Origin of the sequence: Pseudomonas fluorescens (genome assembly GCF_019212185.1) — a bacterium.
Taxonomy (GTDB): domain Bacteria; phylum Pseudomonadota; class Gammaproteobacteria; order Pseudomonadales; family Pseudomonadaceae; genus Aquipseudomonas.
The window spans coordinates 4,966,301-4,989,957 of sequence record NZ_CP078138.1 but is presented as its reverse complement, the minus strand read 5'-3'; the positions used below and the strand labels follow the sequence as shown (position 1 = coordinate 4,989,957).

Sequence of the window (23,657 nt, the reverse complement as noted above, 5' to 3'; positions counted from 1 at the left end):
AAGCACATGAGCATTTCCCTTCGCGACCAGTTGCTCAAAGCAGGGCTGGTCAACCAGAAGCAGGCCAAGCAGGTCGGCAAAGAGAAGCAGAAACAGCAACGCCTGGCCCACAAGGGGCAGATCGAGCTGGACGACACCCAGCAGCGCCAGGCGCAAGAAGCCATGGCCGAGAAGGTCAAGCGCGACCAGGAACTCAACCGTCAGCAGCAGGAGAAGGTCGAGCAGAAAGCCCGTGCCGCGCAGATCAAGCAATTGATCGAAGTTTCGCGCCTGCCGAAGCTGACCACCGAGGACTACTACAACTTCGTCGATGACAAGAAGGTCAAGCGCCTGTCGGTCAACACCCTGATGCGCAACAAGCTCAGCAGCGGTTCCCTGGCGATCGTGCATCACGCTGGCGGCTACGAAGTCATCCCGCGCGAGGCCGCTCTGAAAATCCAGGAGCGCGACCCCAAGCGTATCGTGCAGATGAACGAGAAGGTCGAAGAGGTCACTGCCGAGGACGATCCGTACGCGGCCTATCAGATTCCTGATGACCTGATGTGGTAAGCTGTCAGGCGCTGTAAACACGAACCCCGCCAATTGGCGGGGTTCGTTGTTTTCAATGCTGTGCTCAGGCGGAGCGGGTCGCTCGCTGTTGTTCCTGGGCTTCGAGTTCGATCCTGTAACTGTGGGCGTCACTTTCAGAGTGGAACATGCCCACCAGCAGGTCCTGCTGATGCACATCCCAGATGTGAATGCCGGCGGCTACGGCTTCATGGGACATATGTGAATCATCGCGTTCAGTTACTTTTACAGTCATCGGCTGGCTCCAATCTCAATTGATCTGCAGCAAGGCGTGTGCAGGCCTTTGTTATATGTTTTGATAGCTTGCTAAGTAAATCCACAGAATCGGTAACGGTCTGTTGCAGAAATTGAGAGAATCCTGCAGCCCAGGCAGGCCGCGACATTCAGTCGCAGGGCGAAAGGTTTCATGACATTTGTTTCATGGTTTCAAGGGCGTTGCGGGCAAATTCGAGGCGAAAAAAAGCCCCGCATTCGCGAGGCTTTTCGAGTATTGCTCAGGCTTATTGGCCTTTGACCGCCTTACCGTCGACCTTACCGTCCTGGAGCATGATGTTGTACTCCTTGCCGTCGGTTTCCACCTGGCGCAAGGCAACGAGCACGTAGCCCCAATCCTTGGCGAACCACATTTCAGTGATGCGCTTGTTGCCACTCTCGGCCGGAGGGCGTACACGCTCGACCTTGATTGCATCGATAGTGCCGACCTTGGTGCTGACCTTTTCGGCGCCCAGCACGCGGAAGTCGTAGGTGTCGGTGTCTTCACCCTCGACCACCTGGTAGCTCATGCTTTTCTTGCCAGCCGCCACGTCACGCTGCAAGGCCAACTGGTAAGTGGACTTGTCAAGCATGCCTGTGTTGAGCGGGACCTTGACCGGGTCGCCGCGATCGGTACCGGTGACCATCTTGGTGGTCCAGTCGAAATCCAGGTCAACCTTCTTGGCTTTGCCCAGGCCGCCGCGCTCAAAATGATACGACTGCGGAAGCAGGGTGTCCTTGTCGAGCTTGAGGGTGCTTTCTTCCGTCAGGCTGGCAATCATCATCGATGCCTTGAAATGCAGCTTCCAGGCACCGTTGGCGTCTTTGGTCAGGCTGCGTTCAGCGGTGCCGCTCATGGGCAGTTGTTTCCAGTCGGCGGTGTAGCTGGCGGAGAACGGTTGAAGGTCTGCGGCCTGCGCAAGCGGCAGGGCGAACAGAGCACAAGCGAAGAGCAGGGCGCGACGCATAAAATCTCCTAGTTACGAATCAAGTGACCGCTGGCCCCAAGAAGCTGGCCATCCAGTAAAGCACCTTCTTCGCCAAGGCTCAGGCGGCCCTCGGCAAACCAGCGTACGGCCAACGGATAAATCTGGTGTTCGCGTACGTGTACGCGTTGCGCCAGACTTTGCGGCGAATCGTGTAACTCTACCGGTATTACTGCCTGTACGACCAGTGGGCCGCCATCGAGTTCCTCGGTAACGAAGTGCACGCTGCATCCGTGTTCAGTGTCGCCGGCCTCCAGCGCTCGCTGATGAGTGTGTAACCCTTTGTATTTGGGTAGCAGCGAAGGATGGATATTGAGCAGGCGGCCCTGATAGTGGCGGACGAAATCAGCGCTGAGGATGCGCATGAAGCCGGCCAGCACCACCAGCTTGGGCTGGAAAGCGTCAATCAATTCGATCAAGGCGGCATCGAAGGCCTCGCGACCTTCGAACGCCTTGTGATCCAGGGTGCGGGTGTCGATACCTGCATCCCGGGCGCGCTGCAGGCCGTAGGCATCAGCGCGGTTCGAGATCACGGCACGAATGCGGGCAGGGTTGCCCGCAGTCTGTGCGTCGATCAAAGCCTGCAAGTTACTGCCGGTGCCGGACAGCAGCACCACAACATCACAGGTCTGCGACATCGGCTCTTGCATCAGTGCGCCTTGAGGTTCTTCAGTTCGACCTGGGCCGCGCCTTCGGCAGCGGTGGAGATCTGGCCGATGACCCATGGCTGCTCGCCGGCTTCGCGCAGGACGTTCAGCGCGGTTTCAACGTGTTCCTGAGCAACGCAGATGACCATGCCGACGCCGCAGTTCAGCACGCGGTGCATTTCGGTTTCGTCAACGTTGCCTTTCTCTTGCAGCCAGTCGAACACCGCTGGACGGTTCCAGCTGGCCACGTCAACCACAGCCTGGGCGCCTTTTGGCAGGACGCGCGGGATGTTGTCGAGCAGGCCGCCACCGGTGATGTGGGCCATGGCCTTGACCGCACCGGTGTCCTTGATCAGCTTGAGCAGCGGCTTGACGTAGATGCGGGTTGGCGCCATCAGCAGGTCGGTCAGCGGTTTGCCGTCGAGCTGGATGTTCTCGATGTCAGCACCCGACACTTCGATGATCTTGCGGATCAGCGAGTAGCCGTTGGAGTGCGGGCCGGAAGACGGCAAGGCGAGCAGGGCATCGCCGGCGGCCACTTTCGAGCCATCGATGATTTCAGCTTTTTCTACAACGCCGACGCAGAAACCGGCCAGGTCATAGTCTTCGCCTTCGTACATGCCAGGCATTTCAGCGGTTTCGCCGCCCACCAGCGAGCAACCGGACAGTTCGCAGCCTGCGCCGATACCGGTCACCACCTGGGCAGCGGTGTCGACATTCAGCTTGCCGGTGGCGTAGTAGTCGAGGAAGAACAGCGGTTCGGCACCGCAGACCACCAGGTCGTTGACGCACATGGCAACCAGGTCGATGCCGATGCTGTCGTGCTTGTTCAGGTTCAGCGCCAGACGCAGCTTGGTGCCGACGCCGTCAGTGCCGGAAACCAGTACAGGCTGCTTGTAGCCGGCCGGGATTTCGCAGAGGGCGCCGAAACCGCCCAGGCCGCCCATGACTTCCGGGCGCGCAGTGCGCTTGGCGACGCTCTTGATGCGTTCGACCAATGCTTCACCGGCGTCGATGTCTACACCGGCGTCCTTGTAGCTCAGGGAGGGTTGCTTGCTCATGATCCAGGCCTTTAGGGGGGATTCAGGGGTAACGACCGATCTGGCGGGAACGCTGAATGAGTCCTGGCGGGGTGGCCGCGCAAAAATCCAGAGTGCCCGGCCATTGCCGGTCTGCGAAGGCGCGCGATTTTATCAGGCTTGAGGGGCAGCGGCCATCCTCGGGCCGACGGGCAGGGACATATCGCGCAAAAAAAGCCAAAAAACACCGTCGCTGGTGAGCGACTGCGTCCCTGTATAAGGTAGGGCCGTTTACCGTCTATGGTTATGACGGGGTGAAAAACTTCTGCCGAGCCTGTGAATGTTTTGCCGGGTGCTGTGGTCACAGCCCTGTTCAAGCGCGTTCATGCGTTCAGTTCCAGCCGCTTTTTGTCGTCGGGAATCTTCCATGCGTCTGTGTAAATTGCTGTTTGCCGGTTGTTTGTCAGTCCTCAGTCTGGCCAGTCAGGCCGAAACCGTTAAAGGTCTCTATCAGGTGCGTGAGCCGGTGAGTAGCCAGGCGCCGCAAGAACGTGACCAGGCCACGCAACGGGCGCTCGATACTTTGGTCCTGCGTCTGACGGGCGATGCCAAGGCCGCGCAAAGTCCCGCACTGGCCGCGATTCGCAAGGATCCCCAGCAGATCATCAGTCAATACGGCTACGACGCCGGGCCTCCGGAAAGCCTGCAGGTCGAATTCGACCCGGCCAGTACCGATCGCGCGCTGCGTCAGGCCGGTCTGGCCCTGTGGGGTGCCAATCGGCCGTCGATTCTAGGATGGTGGCTCAATGATTCGAGTGAAGGCTCGAGCCTGGTTGGCGACGCCCAGTCCAGCGCCGAGCCGTTGCGCCGTGCCGCGCAGCATCGTGGCTTGCCGCTGCGCTTGCCGTTGGCGGATTTGAGCGAGCAATTGGTGGCTACCGCGCCGAATCTCGAAGGCAACGACCCGGCGCCGTTGCGCGATGCTTCGCAGCGCTATGGAGCCGACGGTCTGCTGGCGGTGCATGCCCGTGAGGAAGGTGGGCAATGGCAGGCCAAGTGGCACTTGTGGCTGGGTGATCAGCGCGAGCAGGGCACCGCCCAGGGTGCCGACAGCGCGGCGTTGGCCGATGCCGTATTGCTCGCGGTGAGCGAGCGCCTGGCGCCACGTTTTGCCGCCAAACAAGGCGTGGCCAGCGAACAGTTGCTCGAAGTGCAGGGCATGAACCTTGAGCGCTATGCCGCCCTGGGGCGTTTGCTCGAGCCTTTTAGCGCGCGTTTGCAGCGGGTAGTGGGCGACCGGATTGTCTACCGGGTCAACGGCAGCAGTGAACAGCTGCGTGCCCAGTTGGGCCTGGCGCACTTGCAGGAAGTGCCCGCGTCGGCACCCGCGCCCGTTACCCCGGCTGCGGATGGCGCATCTCAAGCTCCGGCGGCAGCACCGCAGGCGCAATTGAATTTTCGCTGGTAAACGTTCTTTCCTTATATAGAAGCAATGGAGTGGTTCATGGTCGATTCGCGGCGTTGGGTTTGGCTGGGTGTGGTCGTCCTGCTGTGCGTGTTCATTTACCTGCTGCACCCGATCCTCACACCCTTTCTGGTGGCGTTGGGTCTGGCGTACCTGTTCGATCCGCTGGTCGATCGCCTGGAAAAATACGGGCTGTCACGCACCTGGGGGGTAGTCGCGGTATTTGCGCTGTTCACCTTGATTGTCATGGCGATGTTGCTGGTGCTGGTGCCGATGCTCGCCAAGCAGTTGTTGCGCTTGTATGAGCTGGCGCCACAGATGCTCGACTGGCTGCAGCACGCGGCCATGCCCTGGGTCCAGGCCAAGCTCGGCCTCAATGATGGCTTCTGGAAGTTCGACAAGGTCAAGGCCGCCATCAGCGAGCACATGGGCCAGACCACCGACATCGTCGGCGTGGTGCTGAGTCAGGCGACAGCATCCGGCCTGGCACTGATCGGTTTTCTGGCCAACCTGGTGCTGATCCCCGTCGTGAGCTTTTATCTGCTGCGTGACTGGGATCTGATGATGGCGAAGATTCGCAGTCTGTTGCCGCGTGATAACGAAGAACGGATCGTCTCGCTGGCGGGCGAATGTCATGAGGTGTTGGGGGCATTCGTGCGCGGGCAGTTGCTGGTGATGCTGGCGCTGGGGGTGATCTATGCCGCCGGCCTGATGCTGGTGGGGCTTGAGCTGGGGCTGTTGATCGGCTTGATCGCCGGCCTGGCGGCCATCGTGCCGTACATGGGCTTCGTCATTGGCATCGGTGCGGCGTTGATTGCCGGATTGTTCCAGTTCGGCGGTGACCTGTACCCCATGGTCGGGATTGTCGCGGTATTCATGGTCGGTCAGGCCCTTGAAGGTATGGTCCTGACGCCGTTGCTGGTGGGGGACCGGATTGGCCTGCATCCGGTGGCGGTGATCTTCGCGATCCTCGCCGGCGGCGAACTGTTCGGCTTTACCGGGGTGCTGCTGGCGTTGCCGCTGGCGGCGGTCATCATGGTGCTGGTGCGTCATTTGAAGGATCTGTACAAGGATTCGCAGATGTACAGTGGTGCCGACGACCCGGAGTTATAGGTACAGTTAATCGTGCGTACGGGCGGCCTGCGTTGACGGCGGGCCGCCAGGTTAACGCAAACCTTTGATTTTGCTTGTGGTCTATCGCATTGTGCCGCTCGCGTCACGGGTATAAACTTTGCAAACTTTACACAGAGGCCACTAACGGTTCCTCAGGAACTGTTCAGTCAGCATGAAACCGATTCAGCTGCCCCTAGGTGTGCGTCTGCGTGATGACGCTACCTTTATCAACTACTACCCTGGCGCCAACGCCGCTGCACTCGGCTATGTCGAACGCCTGTGCGAAGCCGACGCCGGCTGGACTGAAAGCCTTATTTATCTGTGGGGCAAGGACGGCGTAGGGCGTACCCATCTGTTGCAGGCCGCGTGCCTGCGCTTTGAGCAGTTGGGCGAACCGGCGGTCTACCTGCCTTTGGCCGAGTTGCTCGATCGCGGTACGGAAATTCTCGACAACCTCGAGCAATACGAACTGGTATGCCTGGACGACCTGCAAGCCGTCGCCGGTCGGGCTGACTGGGAAGAGGCGCTGTTTCATCTGTTCAATCGCCTGCGAGACAGCGGCCGTCGCCTGTTGATCGCGGCGTCCACGTCGCCCCGCGAATTGCCGGTCAAGCTGGCCGACCTCAAATCGCGCCTGACCCTGGCGCTGATTTTCCAGATGCGCCCGCTGTCCGATGAGGACAAGTTGCGCGCGTTGCAGTTGCGCGCATCGCGTCGCGGCCTGCATCTGACTGATGAAGTCGGGCATTTTATTCTGACTCGCGGTACCCGCAGCATGAGTGCGTTGTTCGAACTGCTCGAGCAGCTCGATCAGGCTTCCCTGCAAGCGCAGCGCAAGCTGACAATTCCTTTCCTCAAAGAAACCCTGGGCTGGTAAAACCGCGGCCTGCAGAGCGTTTCGGCATATTCCAGGCGCCAAAAATCCCGCTGGCGGAGAGGGCTCGCAGCGCGCGTGGAAATTAAATGGGCTTAAGCGCTTAGATGTCAGGGCAAAACGGCAAAGTCACATTTAAATCGATTGAATTTGCAAATGAGGATGATAGAAGGCATAGTCTCGGCTTCTTTACACATTCAGCCACGGTCGTGCCCATGCTAAAGCGCTTCGCACCCCTCGTGCCTCTCGCACTCGTCACCCTGTTGTTTGGTTGCGCTGCACACTCTCCAGTGTCCCAGCAGGATATCCAACAGCAACAGGCTAAAAACTCGGCTACCGCCCAGTCTTCCGCTCTTTATCAGGAAGAACTGGCAACCGAAAAAGAGCTCGCCGATTTCGCGGGCAGCAAGCCTTATCAAATGCCGGTCCTGGCCGACAGCATCCTCGAACGTGGCATGTCCCTGATCGGTACCCGCTACCGTTTCGGCGGTACCTCTGAAGCTGGCTTCGATTGCAGCGGTTTCATCGGCTACCTGTTTCGCGAAGAAGCTGGCATGAACCTGCCGCGCTCCACTCGCGAAATGATCAACGTAGACGCACCGCTGGTTTCTCGCAGCAAGCTGGAACCGGGTGATCTGCTGTTCTTCGCCACCAATGGTCGTCGCGGTCGTGTCAGTCACGCCGGGATCTACCTGGGCGACAACCAGTTCATTCACTCCAGCAGCAGCCGCAGTGGCGGTGTTCGGGTCGATAGCCTGGGCGATAGCTACTGGAGCAAGACCTTCATCGAAGCCAAGCGTGCCCTGGCGATGGCTCCGACTACGGTCACCGCGCGCAAATAAGCTGGCGGACAAAGGCGCTGTAACCCCTGTGTTAGAGCGCCCACAGTCCAACAAAGCGATCTCCCTCGGTAATACCCCTTCTTTTTGTGGTGCAAACTTAAAGTCTTACTTGAAGTTTGACGCGTAGCCGCTAGAATTCTGATCTATTGTTAAAAACTAACCGCGTAAGCCCTGCTTACGCGGTTTTGTTTTCAGCCTCCCGGCAGAGAAAGCCGCAGCCAGTTCAGGATGTTCTGTGATGACGAAGTCGGCCCGCCTAGCACTGATTGTCTGCGCCGCGCTGCTCAGCGCTTGCGCCAGCCGCACGCCACCTCCTGCAAAAGTGGTTCGCGCGCCGGTTTTCGCCCCCACCCAAACCTTTTCTCCTGTCGCTGACGACGTGCTGTTTCGGGCCCTTGGCCTGGTTGGCACGCCTTATCGCTGGGGCGGTAACACACCGGATTCGGGCTTCGATTGCAGTGGCCTGATTGGCTATGTCTATCGCGATGCGGCGGGCATTTCCCTGCCACGTACCACCAGCGAAATGATCGGCATGCAGGCCCCGAGTGTCGGCAAGGATTCACTGCAGACCGGCGATGTGATTTTCTTCGCCACCAACGGCGGTTCCCAGGTCAGTCATGCCGGAATCTACGTGGGTGAGGGGCGCTTTGTGCATGCGCCTGCGACGGGCGGAACGGTCAAGCTCGACAGTCTGTCCAAGGCGTATTGGCAACGGGCCTACCTGAGTGCCAAGCGCGTGTTGCAGCCTGAGCACCTGGCGCGCAATCCCTAGTCAATTTCCGGGTAGGCGGAGGTGGTCATGACCGCACGAACGCTTAACCTCGACGACGCCCTCTATCACTACCTGCTGGATGTTTCGCTGCGTGAAACGCCGCTGCTGCGCCGTTTGCGTGACGAAACCCAGGCCCTGCCGATGGCGCGCTGGCAGGTGGCGCCCGAACAGGGGCAGTTTCTCGCCTTGCTCATCAAGCTCACGGGTGCCCGGCGCGTACTCGAGGTGGGGACCTTCACCGGCTACAGCGCGATGTGTATGGCGGCGGCGCTGCCCGAGGATGGCCGGCTGATCTGCTGCGATATCCCCGGCGACTACAACGCCACTGCTCGCCGTTATTGGCAGGAGGCCGGTCTCAGCGAGCGCATCGAGCTGCGTCTGGCGCCTGCCTTGCAGACCTTGGCCGAACTTGAGCGGGAGGGGCAGGGCGAATGCTTCGACCTGATGTTCATCGACGCGGACAAGGCCAATTACCCGGCCTATCTGGAGCATGCCCTGCGTTTGCTGCGCACCGGTGGGCTGGCGGTGTTCGATAACACCCTGTGGAGTGGGCGAGTGCTGGAGAGCAATCCGCAAAGCGAAGATACTCGCGCCATCCAGGCCTTGAATCGGGCGCTGAAGGATGATGTGCGGGTTGATCTGTCGTTGCTGCCACTGGGTGATGGCCTGACGCTGTGCCGCAAGCGCTGACATTAGCGTGTAGCGGACACTCGCCAGACCTTGTTGCCCACGTCATCGGCCACCAGCAGGCTACCCTGTTGATCGATCACCACGCCTGCCGGCCGTCCCATTGCCTCTTCATCCTTGTTCAGAAATCCAGACAGGACATCCACTGGCACGCCAGAGGGTTTGCCGTTGTGAAAGGGCACGAAAATCACTTTGTAGCCGCTGTGGGGGTCTCGATTCCATGAGCCATGCTGGCCAATGAACGCACCCTCGGTAAAAGGTGCTGGCAACTTGCTGCCCTCGGCAAAGGTCAGGCCCAGCGAAGCCGTGTGCGGGCCTACGGCGTAGTCCGGGGCAATGGCTTTGGCGACCAGGGCCGGATCCTGCGGGCTGACCCGCGCATCGACGTGCTGTCCGTAATAGCTGAACGGCCAGCCATAGAAACCGCCGTCCTTGACCGAGGTGATGTAGTCCGGCACCAGGTCGCTGCCGATCTCGTCCCGTTCATTCACCGCCGTCCACAGTGCTTTGCTGTTTGGTTCCCAGGCCATGCCGTTGGGGTTGCGCAGGCCGGACGCAAAAATCCGGTGATTGCCGGTGGCCCGATCCACCTCCCAGATCGCCGCGCGACCCTGTTCCTGGTCCAGACCGTTCTCACCGACATTGCTGTTGGAACCCACGGTGACGTAGAGCTTGCTGCCGTCGGCGCTGGCGATCACATTTTTGGTCCAGTGGTGATTGAGGGGGCCGCCTGGCAGGTCGATGACTTTCATCGGTTTCGAGCTGATCGTGGTTTCACCTTCGACGTAGTTGAAGCGCAGCAGCCGGTCGGTATCGGCCACGTATAAGTCATTGCCCACCAGGGTCATGCCGAACGGCGAGTTGAGGTTTTCGATAAAGGTGGTTTTTGTCTCGGCGACGCCATCGTGGTTGCTGTCACGCAGCAGGGTGATGCGGTTGGCGCTGGGCACCGTGGCGCCGGCACGGCCCATGACTCTCTTCATGACCCAGCCGCGCAGGCCTTTGCTGTCGTCTGGTTTGGGCGGCGCGTTGGTTTCAGCCACCAGCACATCGCCATTGGGTAGCACGTACAGCCAGCGCGGATGGTCGAGGCCTTCGGCGAAGGCCGCGACCTGGGTGCCGGGGGCTGCGGTCGGTTTGGCGCCATCGCTCCAGCCCACGGCCGGGGCGATGTTGACGGTGGGCAGCAAGGTTTTGTTCGGTGCCGGTAACTCGGGGGAGGGGCCAGTGCCCTCGGCGACTTTTAATACCGCGGTTTCGCCGCAGGCGACCAGGACTGCGGCCAGTGTGAGGACAACTGTCAGGCGGGACGTTTGCATGCCGATCTCCCATTCATAACCGCACATGAGGGGTAGAGGATGGCGCGCCGCCGAAGGTTCAATCGGTCAGAGAGCGGCTTCCTTTAATTGACGCTCCACCCCCAACCCACTAACCTTCGCGACTTGTTTCAGGTGCTCGGTGACTCGTGGGTCGATCGAGTGAAACAGGGAAGCCGGTGAGGGCGCGTTCTGCTACAGAACGGGCGACGATCCCGGCGCTGCCCCCGCAACGGTAAATGAGTAAAAGTGCTGCCATCAGCCACTGTGTCGAGCGCGACATGGGAAGGCGCAGCGCCCGGCCAATGGCCGCTCATGAGCCCGGAGACCGGCCTGATCCATCCAGCGGCATCACGGTGGGCGATGCCAGGCTTCTTGCCGTCTATTTCCATGCCTGCCCGCCGTTATCCAGCCTCAACGGAGAGCTCCCCCATGACTGATTCCCCCGAACGCGACGAACGTCACCTGGCGCGCATGCTGCGCAAAAAAGCGGTGATCGACGAGCGCATAGCCAACTCGCCCAACGAATGCGGGCTGCTGCTGGTCCTGACCGGCAATGGCAAAGGCAAGAGCAGTTCGGCGTTCGGGATGCTTGCACGGGCCATGGGCCACGGCATGCAGTGCGGCGTCGTGCAGTTCATCAAGGGCCGCAACAGCACCGGTGAGGAGCTGTTCTTTCGGCGATTCCCGGAACAGGTGCGGTTTCATGTGATGGGCGAAGGGTTCACCTGGGAAACCCAGGATCGCCAGCGTGACATCGCTGCCGCCGAAGCCGCCTGGGCCGTGTCCCGCGAGCTGCTGCGCGACCCGGCCATCGGCCTGGTGGTGCTGGATGAGCTGAACATTGCTCTCAAACACGGCTATCTGGATCTTGATCAGGTGCTCAGCGACCTGCAGGCCCGTCCGCCGATGCAGCACGTGCTGGTTACCGGTCGCGGCGCCAAGCCGGAAATGATCGAGCAGGCGGACACCGTCACCGAGATGGGCATGATCAAGCATGCATTCCAGGCCGGGATCAAGGCGCAAAAAGGTGTCGAGCTGTGAGCCACTGTTCATGAATAACCCTCGTCATTGCCCCGCCGTACTGATTGCCGCGCCGGCGTCCGGCCAGGGCAAAACCACCGTCACCGCCGCCCTGGCACGCCTGCATCGCAATCAGGGACGCAAGGTCCGGGTGTTCAAGTGCGGCCCGGATTTTCTCGATCCAATGATTCTCGAGCGCGCCAGCGGCAATCCCGTGTACCAACTGGACATGTGGATGGTCGGCGAGCAGGAAAGTCGACGCCTGTTGTGGGAAGCGGCCCTGGACGCGGATCTGATCCTGATTGAAGGGGTTATGGGGCTGTTTGATGGCACCCCGTCCAGCGCCGACCTGGCCCGGCACTTTGGGGTGCCAGTGCTGGGGGTCATCGATGGCACGGCCATGGCCCAGACCTTTGGCGCTTTGGCCCTGGGTCTGGCGCGCTATCAGCCGGACCTGCCGTTTGCCGGGGTCCTGGCCAACCGGGTCGGCACCTTGCGTCACGCGCAGTTGCTCGAAGGCAGCTTGACGGAGGGCTTGCGCTGGTATGGCGCGTTATCCCGCGAGACCGGCATCGAACTGCCGAGCCGTCACCTCGGGCTGGTGCAGGCCAGCGAACTGAATGATCTCGATCTGCGTCTTGATGCGGCGGCAGACGCCCTGGCCAGCAGTTGCGAGGTGGCATTGCCGCCCGCCGTGACCTTTGCCGCGCCCGAAGTGATCCCCGCCGAGCCGCTGTTGGCCGGGGTGCGCATCGCCGTAGCCCGCGACGAAGCCTTTGCCTTCACCTATGGCGCGAGCCTCGACCTGTTGCGGGCGATGGGCGCCGAGTTGTGTTTCTTCTCGCCGATTCGTGACCAGCAATTGCCTGAGGCGGACAGCCTGTATCTGCCCGGTGGCTATCCGGAATTGCACCACGAGGCACTGGCGCAAAACAGCGCAATGCTCGCTGCTATCCGCGCTCACCATGACGCTGGCAAACCCTTGCTCGCCGAGTGTGGCGGCATGCTTTACCTGCTTGACTCGCTGACCGACGTTGAGGGCGTACGCGCCGAACTGGTCGGCTTGCTCAGCGGTGACGCGGTGATGCAAAAGCGTCTGGCCGCGCTGGCATTGCAAGCCGTGGAGTTGCCGGAGGGCGCGTTGCGCGGGCATACCTATCACCACTCGCTGACCAGCACCTCGCTTGAACCGATTGCCCGTGGCCTGAGCCCGAATGGTGGGCGTGGTGCCGAAGCGGTCTACCGTGAAGGGCGGATGACCGCATCCTACGTACACTTTTACTTCCCCTCAAATCCGTCAGCGATCGCCGCGTTGCTCGCGCCTACAGCGAACCACTCATGAGCATCAACGCGTTTTCCGAAGCGGAACGCCAGGCGGTCTATCGGGCCATAGCCGAGCGCCGCGATATGCGCCATTTCAGCGGCGGCACCGTCGCGCCGGAGCTGTTGCGACGCCTGCTCGAAGCGGCGCATCAGGCGCCGAGCGTCGGTCTGATGCAGCCCTGGCGGTTTATCCGCATCAGTGACCGGGATTTGCGCCGGCAGATCCAGAATCTGGTGGAAGAAGAGCGGGTGCGCACCGCCGAGGCGCTGGGTGAGCGCTCCGACGAATTCATGAAACTCAAGGTCGAAGGCATCAACGACTGCGCCGAAGTGCTGGTCGCGGCCTTGATGGATGACCGTGAGCGGCACATTTTTGGCCGCCGGACCTTGCCGGAAATGGACATGGCGTCGCTGTCCTGTGCGATCCAGAACCTTTGGTTGGCTTCTCGTGCCGAAGGTCTGGGCATGGGTTGGGTGTCGTTGTTCGAGCCACAAGCGCTGGCCGAATTGCTCGGCTTGCCGGCGGGGGCCAAGCCGCTGGCGGTGTTGTGCCTGGGACCGGTCAACGAATTCTATTCAGCGCCGATGCTGGCGCTGGAGGGCTGGGCGCAGCCGCGTCCGCTAAGCGAACTGCTGTATGAAAATAGCTGGGGAGTGAGTCAATGAGTGTGGCGTTGCTGAGTGTCGCCGCCGTTGCGCTGGACGCGTTACTGGGCGAGCCGAAACGCTGGCATCCGCTGGTAGCGTTCGGCCGCTTTGCCGATCGGGTCGAGCAGCGCTTCAATGCCGCCGGTCGCGGCTGGCGCAGTCATGGCGTCACTGCCTGGGTGATCGTGGTCGTGCCTTTGACCCTGCTGGCCACGGCCTTGTCCTGGTTGCCCTATATCGGCTGGCTGGTGGAAATTCTCGCGTTGTATTGCGCGCTTGGCCTGCGCAGTCTCGGCGAGCATGTCGAACCGGTGGCCCGTGCCTTGCGCAGCAACGACCTGGACGAAGCCCGCCACCGCGTCGGTTATCTGGTCAGTCGCCAGACCAGCGAACTGGACTCTACCGAAGTTGCCCGGGCGGCGACTGAGTCGGTGTTGGAGAACGGTAGCGACGCAGTATTTGCGGCGTTGTTCTGGTTTGCCGTGGCCGGTGCGCCGGGTGTGGTGCTTTATCGCCTGAGCAATACCCTTGATGCGATGTGGGGCTATCGTAATGAACGTTTCGAGCGTTTTGGCTGGGCGGCGGCAAAAATCGACGATGTGCTGAACTATGTTCCGGCGCGGCTGGTGGCCCTGACTTACGCGGTGTTGGGCAAAACCCGTCTGGCGCTCAAGTGCTGGCGGACTCAGGGGCCGACCTGGGACAGTCCCAATGCCGGGCCGGTCATGGCTGCCGGTGCGGGGGCACTGGGTGTGGAGTTGGGTGGGGCGGCGATCTATCACGGCGAGCTGCATCAGCGTCCGCAACTGGGCGAGGGTGTGCCGGCGGATGCCGACTCGATCGACCGTGGCTGGCAACTGGTCCAGCGCGGGGTGTGGTTATGGTTGCTGATTCTCTGTGTGGGAGCCGAGTTCTATGCTTGAGCACGGTGGCCGCCTGCGCAAGGCGGCCTTGCACTATGGCATTGCTGAAGCCGACTGGCTCGACCTCTCCAGTGGCCTGGCGCCGTGGCCGTGGGCGATCCCGGAAATCGCACCGCGAGCCTGGGCACGCTTGCCGGAAACCGAAGACGGCCTGGAGCAGGCCGCGCGCGAGTACTACGGCGCCAGCCAGGTGCTGCCGGTCGCCGGTTCGCAAATGGCCATCCAGTTGCTGCCGCGCTTGCGCCGTGCCGGCAAAGTCGGCGTGCTTTCTCCCTGTTATGCCGAACACGCCGAGGCCTGGCGGCGCAACGGTTACATCGTGCGCGAAGTGGTGGAGCAGGAGGTGGACTTCTACCTCGATAAGCTCGACGTGCTGGTGGTGGTCAATCCAAACAATCCCACAGGCTTGAGCCTGACCCCGGAGCGCTTGCTTGATTGGCATGCGCGGTTGGCCCAGCGCGGTGGCTGGCTGGTGGTCGATGAAGCCTTCATGGACAACACCCCGCACCTGAGCCTGGCGGCCTTTGCCAACCAGGTCGGGCTGATCGTGTTGCGCTCTTTCGGCAAGTTTTTCGGCCTGGCGGGCGTGCGCCTGGGTTTTGTCCTGGCGGAACGCAAATTGCTCAAGTTGCTCGCCGAACAGGTCGGCCCCTGGGCGGTCAGTGGGCCGACGCGGGTGCTTGGCCAGGCTTGCCTGCGCGATACCGAAGGGCATCAGCAGCAACGCCTGCGCAGCGAGGCGGCCAGCCTGCGTCTGGTCGAACTCCTCGAACGGCATGGCTTCAAGCCCCACGGTGGTTGCGCGTTGTTCCAGTGGCTGATCACCGAGCGCGCCGAGCACCTGTACGAATTCATGGCACGGCAAGGCATCTTGCTGCGCCTGTTCAGTCACAACAGCAGCGTACGTTTTGGCCTGCCGGCTGACGAAAATGACTGGCTGCGCCTCGAACGCGCCTTTGTTGCCTACGCCAAGGAAGCCTCATGACTACATTGATGGTGCAGGGCACTACGTCCGATGCCGGCAAGAGCACCCTGGTGACGGCGCTGTGTCGCTGGGTGACGCGCCAGGGCGTTGCGGTGGTGCCATTCAAGCCGCAGAACATGGCGCTCAACAGTGCCGTCACTGCCGATGGCGGCGAGATCGGCCGGGCCCAGGCGGTTCAGGCCCAGGCCGCGCACCTCGAGCCGCACACCGATATGAACCCGGTGCTGCTCAAGCCCAACAGTGACACCGGTGCGCAGGTGATCATCCACGGTCGCGCCGTCACCACGATGAACGCCGTCGCCTATCACGACTACAAAGCGATCGCGATGCAGGCAGTGCTGGCTTCTCATCAACGCCTGAGCGCGACGTACCCGGTGGTCATGGTCGAAGGTGCCGGCTCACCGGCGGAGATCAATCTGCGCGCTGGCGACATCGCCAACATGGGCTTCGCCGAGGCGGTGGATTGCCCGGTGCTGCTGATCGCCGATATCAATCGCGGCGGTGTGTTCGCCCATCTGGTCGGTACCCTGGAGTTGCTCTCGGCCAGCGAACAGGCTCGGGTCAGGGGCTTCATCATCAATCGCTTTCGCGGTGATATCGCACTGCTGCAACCGGGCCTGGACTGGCTCGAGGCGCGCACCGGCAAGCCGGTGGTTGGCGTCCTGCCCTATGTCATGGACCTGCACCTGGAAGCCGAAGACGGCATCGACCAGCGCCAGACCGACAAGGCCGAGCAGGTGCTCAATGTGCTGGTGCCGGTCTTGCCGCGCATCAGCAATCACACCGATTTCGACCCGCTGCGCCTGCATCCTCAGGTCAACCTGCAGTTTATTGGCCCCGGCCAGCCGATACCGCCGGCTGATCTGATCATCCTGCCGGGCTCGAAAAGCGTGCGCAGCGATCTGCGTTACCTGCGTGCCAACGGCTGGGACACTGCCATTGCCCGGCATCTGCGTTACGGCGGCAAGGTGCTGGGGATCTGTGGCGGCCTGCAAATGCTGGGCGAACAGGTGCATGACCCGTTGGGCCTGGAGGGCGCGGCGGGCTCCAGCGCCGGCCTGGGGTTGCTGGCCTTTGAAACCGTGCTCGAACAAGAGAAGCAACTGCGCAACGTGCGTGGCCGGCTGGCGCTGGAAAACGCCGAGGTCAGCGGTTATGAGATTCATGCCGGGGTGACCAGCGGCCCTGCGTTGGAAAATGCGGCGGTGATGCTGGATGACGGGCGTTGCGATGGCGCACAGAGTGCCGATGGGCAGGTACTGGGCACTTACCTGCACGGTCTGTTCGAATCTGCGGCGGCGTGCAGTGCACTGCTGCGCTGGGCCGGATTGCAGGATGTGCAGGAGGTCGATTACCACGGCTTGCGCGAACGCGATATCGAACGCCTGGCGGATCTGGTGGAAAAACACCTGGATACCGAATTGTTGCGTCAGCTCTGTGGGATTTGAATTGACTGCTCGGGATGAGGCTCTCAGCCTCACGGCATTTTTCAGGAAGCGTTCATGCACCAACTAATCCTCGGCGGCGCCCGCTCCGGCAAAAGCCGCCTGGCCGAAAAGCTCGCCAGCGACAGCGCCCTGGAAGTGATCTATATCGCCACCAGCCAACCCCTGGATGGCGAAATGAATGCCCGCGTGGCCCATCACCGTGAACGCCGTCCCGTCGAATGGGGCTTGATCGAGGAACCGCTGGAGCTGGCCCGTGTGTTGCGCGAAAACGCCAATGCCGAGCGTTGCCTGCTGGTGGATTGCCTGACCCTGTGGTTGACCAATCTTTTGATGCTCGATGATCCCGCGCGCCTGGCCCAGGAGCGTGAAGCTTTGCTGGAGTGCCTGGCGACATTGCCGGGTGAAGTTCTGTTAGTCAGCAACGAGACCGGCATGGGTGTCGTGCCGCTGGGCGAATTGACTCGCCGTTATGTCGATGAAGCCGGATGGCTGCATCAAGCCCTCGCCGAGCGTTGTCAGCGTGTCGTATTGACCGTTGCCGGCTTGCCCCTGACGTTGAAAGGTAGTGCGTTATGACAGATTTCTGGTGGCTGAATCCCTGTAAGGCCGTTGATGCCGAGGCTGTTGCCCAGGCGAACGCCCGGCAGCAGCAACTGACCAAACCCGCTGGCTCGCTAGGCCAACTGGAAAACCTCGCGGTGCAACTGGCCGGGTTGCAGGGGCGGGTAAAACCGAGCCTGGAGCAACTGTGGATCACTATCTTTGCCGGTGATCACGGGGTGGTTGCCGAAGGTGTCTCGGCCTATCCGCAAGAGGTCACTGGGCAGATGTTGCACAACTTTGTCAGCGGCGGCGCAGCGATCAGCGTGTTGGCGCGGCAACTGCGAGCGCAGTTGGAAGTGATCGACCTGGGCACGGTGAACCCTGCGTTGGACCTGCCGGGTGTGCGCCACTTGCGTCTGGGGGCCGGCACGGCCAACTTCGTTCAGGGCCCGGCAATGACCGCAAGCCAAGGCGAGCAGGCGCTGCAGGCTGGTCGGGACAGCGTGTTACGGGCCATCGAAGCAGGCGCCCAGTTATTTATCGGTGGCGAGATGGGCATCGGCAATACCACGGCGGCCAGCGCCCTGGCGTGCGCCTTGCTCGACTGCCCGGTGGTGCATCTAACCGGTCCGGGCACCGGCTTGAATGCTGCCGGCGTCAGTCACAAGGCGCAGGTCATTGAGCGCGCCTTGGCCGTGCATGGTGCGCAGCGTGGCGATCCACTGCAGACCCTGTTCAACCTTGGCGGCTTTGAGATCGCTGCACTGGTCGGTGCGTACCTGGCCTGCGCCCAGCAAGGCTTGCCGATCCTGGTGGACGGCTTTATCTGCAGCGTCGCCGCGCTGGTGGCGGTGCGCCTGAACCCGGCGAGCCGTGAGTGGATGCTGTTCGGCCATCGCGGCGCGGAGCCAGGACATCGCCATCTCCTGGAGAGCCTGCAGGCCACGCCGTTGCTCGACCTTGGCCTGCGCCTGGGCGAGGGCAGCGGGGCGGCACTGGCCGTGCCGTTGTTGCGCCTGGCCTGTGACCTGCACGGACAAATGGCGACCTTTGCCGAGGCGGCCGTTGCCGACCGTCCCGCATGACCTTGCACCTGGACCTGCTGCGCCACGGTGAAACCGAATTGGGCGGCGGCCTGCGCGGCAGCCTCGACGACGCGCTGACCGCCACCGGCTGGCAGCAAATGAACGCGGCGCTGATCGATCGCGGCCCTTGGAACCGGGTGATCAGTTCGCCGTTGCAACGTTGTGCACAGTTTGCCGAGCAACTGGCGTTTCGCCTGGGTGTGCCGGTCAGTCTGGAAAAGGACCTGCAGGAACTGCATTTCGGCGCTTGGGAAGGGCAGAGCGCAGCGGCGTTGATGGAAACCGACGCGGAAGGGCTCGGTTTATTCTGGGCTGACCCCTACAGTTTCACCCCGCCACAGGGCGAGGCGGTGATTGATTTCTCCGCGCGCGTGTTGGCAGCGGTCGAGCGTTTGCATCAGGCCCACGCGGGCGAGCGGGTGTTGCTGGTCAGCCATGGCGGAGTCATGCGCCTGCTGTTGGCCAGGGCCCGTGGCTTGCCCCGCGAACAGCTATTGAATGTCGAAGTCGCCCACGGCGGCTTTTTCTCCTTGAGCGTCGCCGGCGCGGGTCTGCTGCGGGAAATGTCGTGAACCTGCTGCCCTTGAGGATCGCCCTGCAATTTCTCAGCAGTCTGCCGATTCGTCTGCCTGGCATGCCTGCGCCTGAGCAGATGGGCCGATCGCTGCTGTTCTACCCGCTGGTGGGCCTGCTGTTCGGTGGGTTGTTGTGGGCGCTGAACGCTTTGCTGGCGGGCAGTCCCGTTTGGCTGCACGCGGCCCTGCTGCTGACGGCCTGGGTGATGCTCAGCGGCGGCTTGCATCTGGATGGCCTGGCGGACAGCGCGGACGCCTGGCTTGGCGGTTTTGGCGACCGCGAACGCACCCTGACCATCATGAAGGACCCGCGCAGCGGACCGATTGCGGTGGTCACGCTGATGCTGGTGTTGTTGCTCAAGTTCACCGCGTTGCTGGCGTTGATCGAGCAACAGGCAACGGTCGGCTTGATTCTCGCCCCGCTCCTCGGGAGGGCGGCTCTGCTCGGCCTGTTCCTCAATACGCCGTATGTACGGGCAGGAGGTCTGGGTCAGGCGCTGGCTGATCATTTGCCTCATCAGTCTGCGGGTTGGGTGTTGCTGGCCAGTGCCCTGGCCTGCGTGTTGTTGGGCGGCTGGAGCGGGGTGCTGGCGCTGATGATGGCGACGTTGACGTTCTTTGTCCTGCGCCGGCTGATGCTGCAACGCCTGGGTGGTACTACCGGCGACACCGCCGGAGCGTTGCTGGAACTGCTGGAAATGACTGTACTGGTGGTGTTGGCGTTGCACTGAATAAGCCGGTAACTGCAGGCAATGCTTGCTTTGGATTAATCGCGGGTATATACACGCACCATGATTGCCTCTCAATGTTTGTGTATCAACCTGCGTCGCGCCGCACGTGGCGTCAGCAGGTATTACGACGGCGCCCTTGATGGCTTCGGGATCAACGTTGCCCAGTATTCTTTGCTGTGCAACTTGCAGCGCCTGGATCAGCCGAGCATTTCCACGCTGGCCGAGGCCATGGGCCTGGACCGCAGCACGCTGGGGCGCAACCTGCGGGTGCTGGAAGGCGAGGGGTTGGTACGCATGGATGAAGGTGAGGATCAGCGCAACCGCATCGTGCAACTGACGCCAGCCGGGCATGAGCGCCTGGCCGCGGCGTTGCCGGCCTGGGAAGCGGCGCAGCAACGCTTGATCGATAAATTGGGCGCCGAGAAGCGCGCAACCTTGTTGGCATTGCTGGACGAACTCGCCTGAGGCGGGTTTTTTCGAGTTAAAGCGGGTATGTACCCGCATCTGGAGAATAAAAATGACATCGATGTGGCGTACCAGTGGATGGGTCTTGCTCGGGAGTGCGCTGATCCTGGCGTTGTCACTCGGTATCCGGCATGGCTTCGGCCTTTTCCTGCCGCCCATGAGCGCGCAGTTTGGCTGGGGACGTGAAGTCTTTGCCTTTGCCATTGCCTTGCAGAACCTGATCTGGGGTCTGGCGCAACCCTTTACCGGAGCGCTGGCCGATCGCTTTGGTGCGGCCAAGGTGGTGCTGGTGGGCGGCATTCTCTATGCGGTCGGCTTGATGTTCATGGGCCTGGCCGATTCACCGTTGTCCTTGTCGCTGAGTGCCGGGCTGTTGATCGGTATCGGTCTTTCCGGCACCTCGTTCTCGGTGATCCTCGGTGTGGTCGGGCGAGCCGTACCGCCGGAGAAGCGCAGCATGGCCATGGGCATTGCCAGTGCTGCCGGCTCCTTCGGACAGTTCGCCATGTTGCCGGGCACCCTGGGCCTGATCGGCTGGCTTGGCTGGTCCAGCGCGCTGTTGGTGCTGGGCCTGTTGGTGGCGATGATTGTGCCGCTGGTGAGCATGCTCAAGGACACCCCGCTGCCGACCTCTGGACATGAGCAAACGCTGGGTGAGGCGTTGCGCGAGGCCTGTTCCCACTCTGGTTTTTGGCTGCTGGCGTTCGGGTTTTTTGTGTGCGGGTTCCAGGTGGTGTTCATTGGTGTGCATCTACCGGCTTATCTGGTGGACCAGCACTTGCCGGCCACCGTCGGCACCACGGTGCTGGCGTTGATCGGTTTGTTCAACATTTTCGGCACCTACACCGCAGGCTGGCTCGGTGGACGCATGTCCAAGCCGCGTTTGTTGACGGCTCTGTACCTGTTGCGAGCGGTGGTGATCGGACTGTTCCTGTGGCTGCCGGTGACACAAACCAGCGCCTATTTGTTCGGCATGGCCATGGGCTTTCTCTGGCTGTCCACGGTGCCATTGACCAACGGTACGGTCGCTACGCTGTTCGGCGTCAGAAATCTCTCTATGCTGGGAGGAATCGTCTTCCTCTTCCATCAGTTGGGTTCTTTCCTCGGTGGCTGGTTGGGCGGCGTGGTGTATGACCGAACAGGAAACTATGACTTGATCTGGCAAGTGGCGATTCTTCTCAGTCTGCTGGCCGCGGCCCTCAACTGGCCTGTGCGCGAACGCCCGGTGGCGCGTCTGCAAGCCCAGGCGGGTGCCGTGTGAGCCGTATTGGCCTGTCAGTGGTGGCGGTGGCCGCTGGCGCTCTGCTCCTGGCGCTGGTCTGGTGGGGCTGGCATCAGGGTGGGTTGGCGTTGATGCAGTTGGGTCTGGGATCTTGCTAGATAGCCACTTGCCATTAATTGCGCGGGGCGAGTAACGTCGCCCTCTGACACCTACTCAAGGACGCTCGATATGCCGCTGCGCTGGCTTGCTGTTCCCGCTCTTTTGTCGATGTTCACAGGTTCCGTGCTGGCGGCTGAATGCCCGCCGCTACTGACCGGTTCCCTGCCCAAGTTACACGCCAAGGACAGCATTGACCTGTGCCAGCGCTATGCCGGCAAACCGCTGGTGGTGGTCAATACCGCCAGCTTCTGCGGCTTTGCCCCGCAATTTAAAAGCCTTGAAGCGCTGTATCAGCGCTATAAGGGCCAGGGGCTGGAGGTGCTCGGCGTACCGTCCAACGACTTCAAGCAGGAATCCGGGGATAACGCCGAGACCGCCAAGGTCTGCTATGTGAACTATGGCGTGACCTTCACCATGACCGAGGCCCAGAAGGTTCGCGGTGATGGCGCCACTCACTTGTTCAAGATGTTGGCGGAGCAGAGCAGTTCGCCGAAGTGGAATTTCTACAAGTACGTGGTCGACCGCAAAGGCAATGTGATTGCCAACTTCTCCAGCCTGACTAAGCCAGACAACCCCGAATTCATTGAGGCGGTCGAGAAGGCCCTGGCCTCCCAACCCTGAATGACGCCCACTAAAAAGCCCCGCCTCGGTCAACCGAGGCGGGGCTTTTTCACTTCACTTGCCGAGCTGTTCAGGCCTGTCTTGCATCAGAAGCGGTAGGTCGCGCCAACACCGAAGCCGTTCGCCCAGTTTTCATACTTGGCGTTGTAGCTTTGGCCACGGTCGTTGCTGTTGTTGACCTTGACGGCTTCTTCCTTGAGGTAGGAGTAGGCCAGGTCGATGGTCAGGTCATCGGTCGGGCTCCAGCCAGCGCCCAGGCTGAAGATGGTGCGGTCGCCGGTCGGGATGCGCGGTGAGCGATCAACGTTATTGGTCGGGGCCTGGTCGAACGACAGGCCGGTACGCAATACCCACTCTTTGTTCAGCTGGTACGAAGCACCGATGGCGTGTGCCCAGGTGTCGTGCCAGTTCTGCTCTTCGGTAATTTCGCCGAATTGACCTGCCAACACGCCCGGCACGCCGCTGTTCTCGACGGTGATTTCTTTCAGACGGCTCCAGCGGGTCCAGGTGCTGCCTGCATACAGGGTCCATTGGTCATCGAGGGCGTGCGTGACCGAGAAGTCCACGGATTCCGGGGTGGTCAGGTCCAGGGATGCATCGTACTTCTGGTCCTTGCTCTGGCCGGCCAGCGGCAGCAGGCCGTAGTTGACCTTGGTATTGCCTTCGAGCTTGTACTTGACCTTCGAGTGGTAGGTCAGGCCGACACGGGTGCTGTCGGTCAGCTGTGCCAGCACGCCGATGTTGTAGCCCACTGCGGTGTCGTCACCCTTGATGCGTACATGGCCATCCGGGGCCGCTTGGGTAATCGACAGGTCCGACTCGAGTTTGCCTTCGATGCGGTTAAAAGTCGGGCCGAAACCGATAGAGACCTTGTCGTTGAAGGCGTAGGAAACGGTTGGCTGCAAGGTCAGGACTTTAACGTCGCTCTTGGTGCCAAAGTATTTGCCGGCGAAACCGTTCTCGTAGTCGGTCACCAGGCCAAAGGGTGCATATGCGCCAATACCGACAGCCCAATGCTCATCGATCGGCTTGACGTAGAAGCCCATGGGTACGCCGATGAACGGCACCATGTCGCCTTTGTTGGTGCCGCCGTTAGGGCTGGAGCTGGCATGGCTGATGTCGGTATGGGCATCGAGCAGGGCGACCCCGCCAGTGACTTGTTCACGCTTGAGGCGCGACATGCCGGCCGGGTTGCCATAAATGGTGCTTGCATCATCTGCGACAGAAGAACGCCCGGCGAAACCTGTACCCATCCCGCTGATGCTTTGTTCGTTGATGGCAAAGCCAGCTGCGAAGATCTGGGTGGATGCCAAGGTAACAGCGAGGCCAAGGGTGGTTTTGAGCATGACTTTTTTCATTATTAGAA

The 23,657-nt window shown here is 61.5% G+C and carries 27 protein-coding genes and 1 riboswitch; of the genes, 21 read left to right on the top strand and 6 right to left on the bottom strand.

The window, feature by feature from the left end:
* The first annotated feature begins 6 nt into the window (after positions 1 to 6).
* Positions 7 to 549, top strand: a complete 543-nt coding sequence (locus tag KW062_RS22270; protein ID WP_027619969.1) for a DUF2058 domain-containing protein — start codon at positions 7 to 9, stop codon at positions 547 to 549.
* Positions 550 to 613: 64 nt separating this feature from the next.
* Here KW062_RS22270 and KW062_RS22265 read toward each other — a convergent pair whose 3' ends face one another.
* The 4 genes from KW062_RS22265 to purM form a co-directional block, all read right to left on the bottom strand.
* Entirely contained in the window at positions 614 to 802 is a 189-nt protein-coding gene (locus KW062_RS22265) for a hypothetical protein (protein ID WP_027619970.1), read from the bottom strand.
* Positions 803 to 1,067: 265 nt separating this feature from the next.
* On the bottom strand, positions 1,068 to 1,787 hold the full coding sequence (locus KW062_RS22260; protein WP_105753820.1) for a DUF3108 domain-containing protein: 720 nt from the start codon (positions 1,785 to 1,787) through the stop codon (positions 1,068 to 1,070).
* Between the two features lie 8 nt (positions 1,788 to 1,795).
* Positions 1,796 to 2,443, bottom strand: coding sequence for a phosphoribosylglycinamide formyltransferase (purN, locus tag KW062_RS22255; protein ID WP_027619972.1), 648 nt, complete (start codon positions 2,441 to 2,443; stop codon positions 1,796 to 1,798).
* An 11-nt stretch (positions 2,444 to 2,454) separates the two neighbouring features.
* Positions 2,455 to 3,513: a phosphoribosylformylglycinamidine cyclo-ligase gene (gene purM / locus KW062_RS22250; protein ID WP_027619973.1), complete on the bottom strand. Its 1,059-nt coding sequence runs from the start codon at positions 3,511 to 3,513 to the stop codon at positions 2,455 to 2,457.
* 385 nt (positions 3,514 to 3,898) lie between these two features.
* Here purM and KW062_RS22245 point away from each other — a divergent pair, with 385 nt between their 5' ends.
* The 6 genes from KW062_RS22245 to KW062_RS22220 all read left to right on the top strand — a co-directional run bounded on the left by KW062_RS22245 (position 3,899) and on the right by KW062_RS22220 (position 9,227).
* Entirely contained in the window at positions 3,899 to 4,939 is a 1,041-nt protein-coding gene (locus KW062_RS22245; protein ID WP_177433238.1) for a DUF2066 domain-containing protein, read from the top strand.
* A gap of 36 nt (positions 4,940 to 4,975) precedes the next feature.
* Positions 4,976 to 6,049: an AI-2E family transporter gene (locus KW062_RS22240; RefSeq protein ID WP_027619975.1), complete on the top strand. Its 1,074-nt coding sequence runs from the start codon at positions 4,976 to 4,978 to the stop codon at positions 6,047 to 6,049.
* A gap of 172 nt (positions 6,050 to 6,221) precedes the next feature.
* Positions 6,222 to 6,926 carry a DnaA regulatory inactivator Hda gene (hda, locus tag KW062_RS22235; RefSeq protein ID WP_027619976.1) on the top strand — a complete coding sequence of 235 codons (705 nt, stop codon included), beginning with the start codon at positions 6,222 to 6,224 and terminating at the stop codon, positions 6,924 to 6,926.
* Between the two features lie 212 nt (positions 6,927 to 7,138).
* A complete protein-coding gene (locus KW062_RS22230) occupies positions 7,139 to 7,765 on the top strand; it encodes a C40 family peptidase (protein ID WP_027619977.1) in 627 nt (208 codons plus the stop codon).
* 238 nt (positions 7,766 to 8,003) lie between these two features.
* The gene (locus tag KW062_RS22225; RefSeq protein ID WP_027619978.1) at positions 8,004 to 8,537 is read left to right on the top strand and encodes a C40 family peptidase; all 534 of its coding nucleotides are present in this window, start codon (positions 8,004 to 8,006) and stop codon (positions 8,535 to 8,537) included.
* 27 nt (positions 8,538 to 8,564) lie between these two features.
* Positions 8,565 to 9,227, top strand: coding sequence for a class I SAM-dependent methyltransferase (locus KW062_RS22220; protein ID WP_105753818.1), 663 nt, complete (start codon positions 8,565 to 8,567; stop codon positions 9,225 to 9,227).
* 2 nt (positions 9,228 to 9,229) lie between these two features.
* Here KW062_RS22220 and KW062_RS22215 read toward each other — a convergent pair whose 3' ends face one another.
* Positions 9,230 to 10,543, bottom strand: coding sequence for a PQQ-dependent sugar dehydrogenase (locus tag KW062_RS22215; protein WP_105753931.1), 1,314 nt, complete (start codon positions 10,541 to 10,543; stop codon positions 9,230 to 9,232).
* A 113-nt stretch (positions 10,544 to 10,656) separates the two neighbouring features.
* Positions 10,657 to 10,891: riboswitch (cobalamin riboswitch) on the top strand.
* Positions 10,892 to 10,972: 81 nt separating this feature from the next.
* Between KW062_RS22215 and cobO the strand changes: the two genes are divergently transcribed.
* The 14 genes from cobO to KW062_RS22150 all read left to right on the top strand — a co-directional run bounded on the left by cobO (position 10,973) and on the right by KW062_RS22150 (position 22,291).
* The gene (gene cobO / locus KW062_RS22210) at positions 10,973 to 11,584 is read left to right on the top strand and encodes a cob(I)yrinic acid a,c-diamide adenosyltransferase (protein WP_105753817.1); all 612 of its coding nucleotides are present in this window, start codon (positions 10,973 to 10,975) and stop codon (positions 11,582 to 11,584) included.
* A gap of 10 nt (positions 11,585 to 11,594) precedes the next feature.
* The gene (locus KW062_RS22205) at positions 11,595 to 12,905 is read left to right on the top strand and encodes a cobyrinate a,c-diamide synthase (protein WP_105753930.1); all 1,311 of its coding nucleotides are present in this window, start codon (positions 11,595 to 11,597) and stop codon (positions 12,903 to 12,905) included.
* Positions 12,902 to 13,552, top strand: a complete 651-nt coding sequence (gene bluB / locus KW062_RS22200; RefSeq protein WP_027619983.1) for a 5,6-dimethylbenzimidazole synthase — start codon at positions 12,902 to 12,904, stop codon at positions 13,550 to 13,552. Before KW062_RS22205 ends, bluB begins: the two co-directional genes overlap by 4 nt.
* A complete protein-coding gene (gene cbiB / locus KW062_RS22195) occupies positions 13,549 to 14,457 on the top strand; it encodes an adenosylcobinamide-phosphate synthase CbiB (RefSeq protein WP_027619984.1) in 909 nt (302 codons plus the stop codon). Before bluB ends, cbiB begins: the two co-directional genes overlap by 4 nt.
* On the top strand, positions 14,450 to 15,442 hold the full coding sequence (cobD, locus tag KW062_RS22190) for a threonine-phosphate decarboxylase CobD (RefSeq protein WP_105753816.1): 993 nt from the start codon (positions 14,450 to 14,452) through the stop codon (positions 15,440 to 15,442). The genes cbiB and cobD overlap by 8 nt, the downstream gene beginning before the upstream one ends.
* Positions 15,439 to 16,890 (top strand): cobyric acid synthase, encoded by a 1,452-nt coding sequence (locus KW062_RS22185; protein ID WP_105753815.1) that lies wholly within the window; start codon positions 15,439 to 15,441, stop codon positions 16,888 to 16,890. The genes cobD and KW062_RS22185 overlap by 4 nt, the downstream gene beginning before the upstream one ends.
* Before the next feature lie 54 nt (positions 16,891 to 16,944).
* A complete protein-coding gene (gene cobU, locus KW062_RS22180) occupies positions 16,945 to 17,466 on the top strand; it encodes a bifunctional adenosylcobinamide kinase/adenosylcobinamide-phosphate guanylyltransferase (protein ID WP_027619987.1) in 522 nt (173 codons plus the stop codon).
* The gene (cobT, locus tag KW062_RS22175) at positions 17,463 to 18,518 is read left to right on the top strand and encodes a nicotinate-nucleotide--dimethylbenzimidazole phosphoribosyltransferase (protein WP_105753814.1); all 1,056 of its coding nucleotides are present in this window, start codon (positions 17,463 to 17,465) and stop codon (positions 18,516 to 18,518) included. The genes cobU and cobT overlap by 4 nt, the downstream gene beginning before the upstream one ends.
* Complete coding sequence (cobC, locus tag KW062_RS22170) at positions 18,515 to 19,090, top strand: alpha-ribazole phosphatase family protein (RefSeq protein WP_105753813.1); 576 nt, start codon at positions 18,515 to 18,517, stop codon at positions 19,088 to 19,090. Before cobT ends, cobC begins: the two co-directional genes overlap by 4 nt.
* 2 nt (positions 19,091 to 19,092) lie before the next feature.
* Positions 19,093 to 19,824, top strand: a complete 732-nt coding sequence (locus tag KW062_RS22165) for an adenosylcobinamide-GDP ribazoletransferase (RefSeq protein WP_105753929.1) — start codon at positions 19,093 to 19,095, stop codon at positions 19,822 to 19,824.
* Between the two features lie 60 nt (positions 19,825 to 19,884).
* A complete protein-coding gene (locus KW062_RS22160) occupies positions 19,885 to 20,289 on the top strand; it encodes a MarR family winged helix-turn-helix transcriptional regulator (RefSeq protein ID WP_027619991.1) in 405 nt (134 codons plus the stop codon).
* 52 nt (positions 20,290 to 20,341) lie between these two features.
* On the top strand, positions 20,342 to 21,550 hold the full coding sequence (locus tag KW062_RS22155; RefSeq protein ID WP_027619992.1) for an MFS transporter: 1,209 nt from the start codon (positions 20,342 to 20,344) through the stop codon (positions 21,548 to 21,550).
* A complete protein-coding gene (locus KW062_RS29045; protein ID WP_256350834.1) occupies positions 21,547 to 21,669 on the top strand; it encodes a hypothetical protein in 123 nt (40 codons plus the stop codon). The genes KW062_RS22155 and KW062_RS29045 overlap by 4 nt, the downstream gene beginning before the upstream one ends.
* Before the next feature lie 70 nt (positions 21,670 to 21,739).
* On the top strand, positions 21,740 to 22,291 hold the full coding sequence (locus KW062_RS22150; protein WP_105753812.1) for a glutathione peroxidase: 552 nt from the start codon (positions 21,740 to 21,742) through the stop codon (positions 22,289 to 22,291).
* An 86-nt stretch (positions 22,292 to 22,377) separates the two neighbouring features.
* Here the strand turns inward: KW062_RS22150 and KW062_RS22145 are convergent, their stop codons facing one another.
* Positions 22,378 to 23,649 (bottom strand): OmpP1/FadL family transporter, encoded by a 1,272-nt coding sequence (locus tag KW062_RS22145; protein WP_105753811.1) that lies wholly within the window; start codon positions 23,647 to 23,649, stop codon positions 22,378 to 22,380.
* Between the last annotated feature and the right edge of the window lie 8 nt (positions 23,650 to 23,657).

What these genes read in the sequence shown, in the direction of transcription:
- purM (WP_027619973.1), bottom strand. Translation starts at nt 3,513, where the DNA reads ATGAGCAAGCAACCCTCCCTGAGCTACAAGGACGCCGGTGTAGACATC.
- KW062_RS22215 (WP_105753931.1), bottom strand. Translation starts at nt 10,543, where the DNA reads ATGCAAACGTCCCGCCTGACAGTTGTCCTCACACTGGCCGCAGTCCTG.
- KW062_RS22205 (WP_105753930.1), top strand. Translation starts at nt 11,595, where the DNA reads ATGAATAACCCTCGTCATTGCCCCGCCGTACTGATTGCCGCGCCGGCG.
- cobO (WP_105753817.1), top strand. Translation starts at nt 10,973, where the DNA reads ATGACTGATTCCCCCGAACGCGACGAACGTCACCTGGCGCGCATGCTG.
- bluB (WP_027619983.1), top strand. Translation starts at nt 12,902, where the DNA reads ATGAGCATCAACGCGTTTTCCGAAGCGGAACGCCAGGCGGTCTATCGG.
- purN (WP_027619972.1), bottom strand. Translation starts at nt 2,443, where the DNA reads ATGTCGCAGACCTGTGATGTTGTGGTGCTGCTGTCCGGCACCGGCAGT.
- cobC (WP_105753813.1), top strand. Translation starts at nt 18,515, where the DNA reads ATGACCTTGCACCTGGACCTGCTGCGCCACGGTGAAACCGAATTGGGC.
- KW062_RS22230 (WP_027619977.1), top strand. Translation starts at nt 7,139, where the DNA reads ATGCTAAAGCGCTTCGCACCCCTCGTGCCTCTCGCACTCGTCACCCTG.
- KW062_RS22225 (WP_027619978.1), top strand. Translation starts at nt 8,004, where the DNA reads ATGACGAAGTCGGCCCGCCTAGCACTGATTGTCTGCGCCGCGCTGCTC.
- cobU (WP_027619987.1), top strand. Translation starts at nt 16,945, where the DNA reads ATGCACCAACTAATCCTCGGCGGCGCCCGCTCCGGCAAAAGCCGCCTG.
- KW062_RS22245 (WP_177433238.1), top strand. Translation starts at nt 3,899, where the DNA reads ATGCGTCTGTGTAAATTGCTGTTTGCCGGTTGTTTGTCAGTCCTCAGT.
- KW062_RS22260 (WP_105753820.1), bottom strand. Translation starts at nt 1,787, where the DNA reads ATGCGTCGCGCCCTGCTCTTCGCTTGTGCTCTGTTCGCCCTGCCGCTT.
- KW062_RS22185 (WP_105753815.1), top strand. Translation starts at nt 15,439, where the DNA reads ATGACTACATTGATGGTGCAGGGCACTACGTCCGATGCCGGCAAGAGC.
- KW062_RS22160 (WP_027619991.1), top strand. Translation starts at nt 19,885, where the DNA reads ATGATTGCCTCTCAATGTTTGTGTATCAACCTGCGTCGCGCCGCACGT.
- KW062_RS22155 (WP_027619992.1), top strand. Translation starts at nt 20,342, where the DNA reads ATGACATCGATGTGGCGTACCAGTGGATGGGTCTTGCTCGGGAGTGCG.
- cobD (WP_105753816.1), top strand. Translation starts at nt 14,450, where the DNA reads ATGCTTGAGCACGGTGGCCGCCTGCGCAAGGCGGCCTTGCACTATGGC.
- cobT (WP_105753814.1), top strand. Translation starts at nt 17,463, where the DNA reads ATGACAGATTTCTGGTGGCTGAATCCCTGTAAGGCCGTTGATGCCGAG.
- KW062_RS22270 (WP_027619969.1), top strand. Translation starts at nt 7, where the DNA reads ATGAGCATTTCCCTTCGCGACCAGTTGCTCAAAGCAGGGCTGGTCAAC.
- KW062_RS22220 (WP_105753818.1), top strand. Translation starts at nt 8,565, where the DNA reads ATGACCGCACGAACGCTTAACCTCGACGACGCCCTCTATCACTACCTG.
- KW062_RS22265 (WP_027619970.1), bottom strand. Translation starts at nt 802, where the DNA reads ATGACTGTAAAAGTAACTGAACGCGATGATTCACATATGTCCCATGAA.
- cbiB (WP_027619984.1), top strand. Translation starts at nt 13,549, where the DNA reads ATGAGTGTGGCGTTGCTGAGTGTCGCCGCCGTTGCGCTGGACGCGTTA.
- KW062_RS22150 (WP_105753812.1), top strand. Translation starts at nt 21,740, where the DNA reads ATGCCGCTGCGCTGGCTTGCTGTTCCCGCTCTTTTGTCGATGTTCACA.
- KW062_RS22240 (WP_027619975.1), top strand. Translation starts at nt 4,976, where the DNA reads ATGGTCGATTCGCGGCGTTGGGTTTGGCTGGGTGTGGTCGTCCTGCTG.
- hda (WP_027619976.1), top strand. Translation starts at nt 6,222, where the DNA reads ATGAAACCGATTCAGCTGCCCCTAGGTGTGCGTCTGCGTGATGACGCT.
- KW062_RS22145 (WP_105753811.1), bottom strand. Translation starts at nt 23,649, where the DNA reads ATGAAAAAAGTCATGCTCAAAACCACCCTTGGCCTCGCTGTTACCTTG.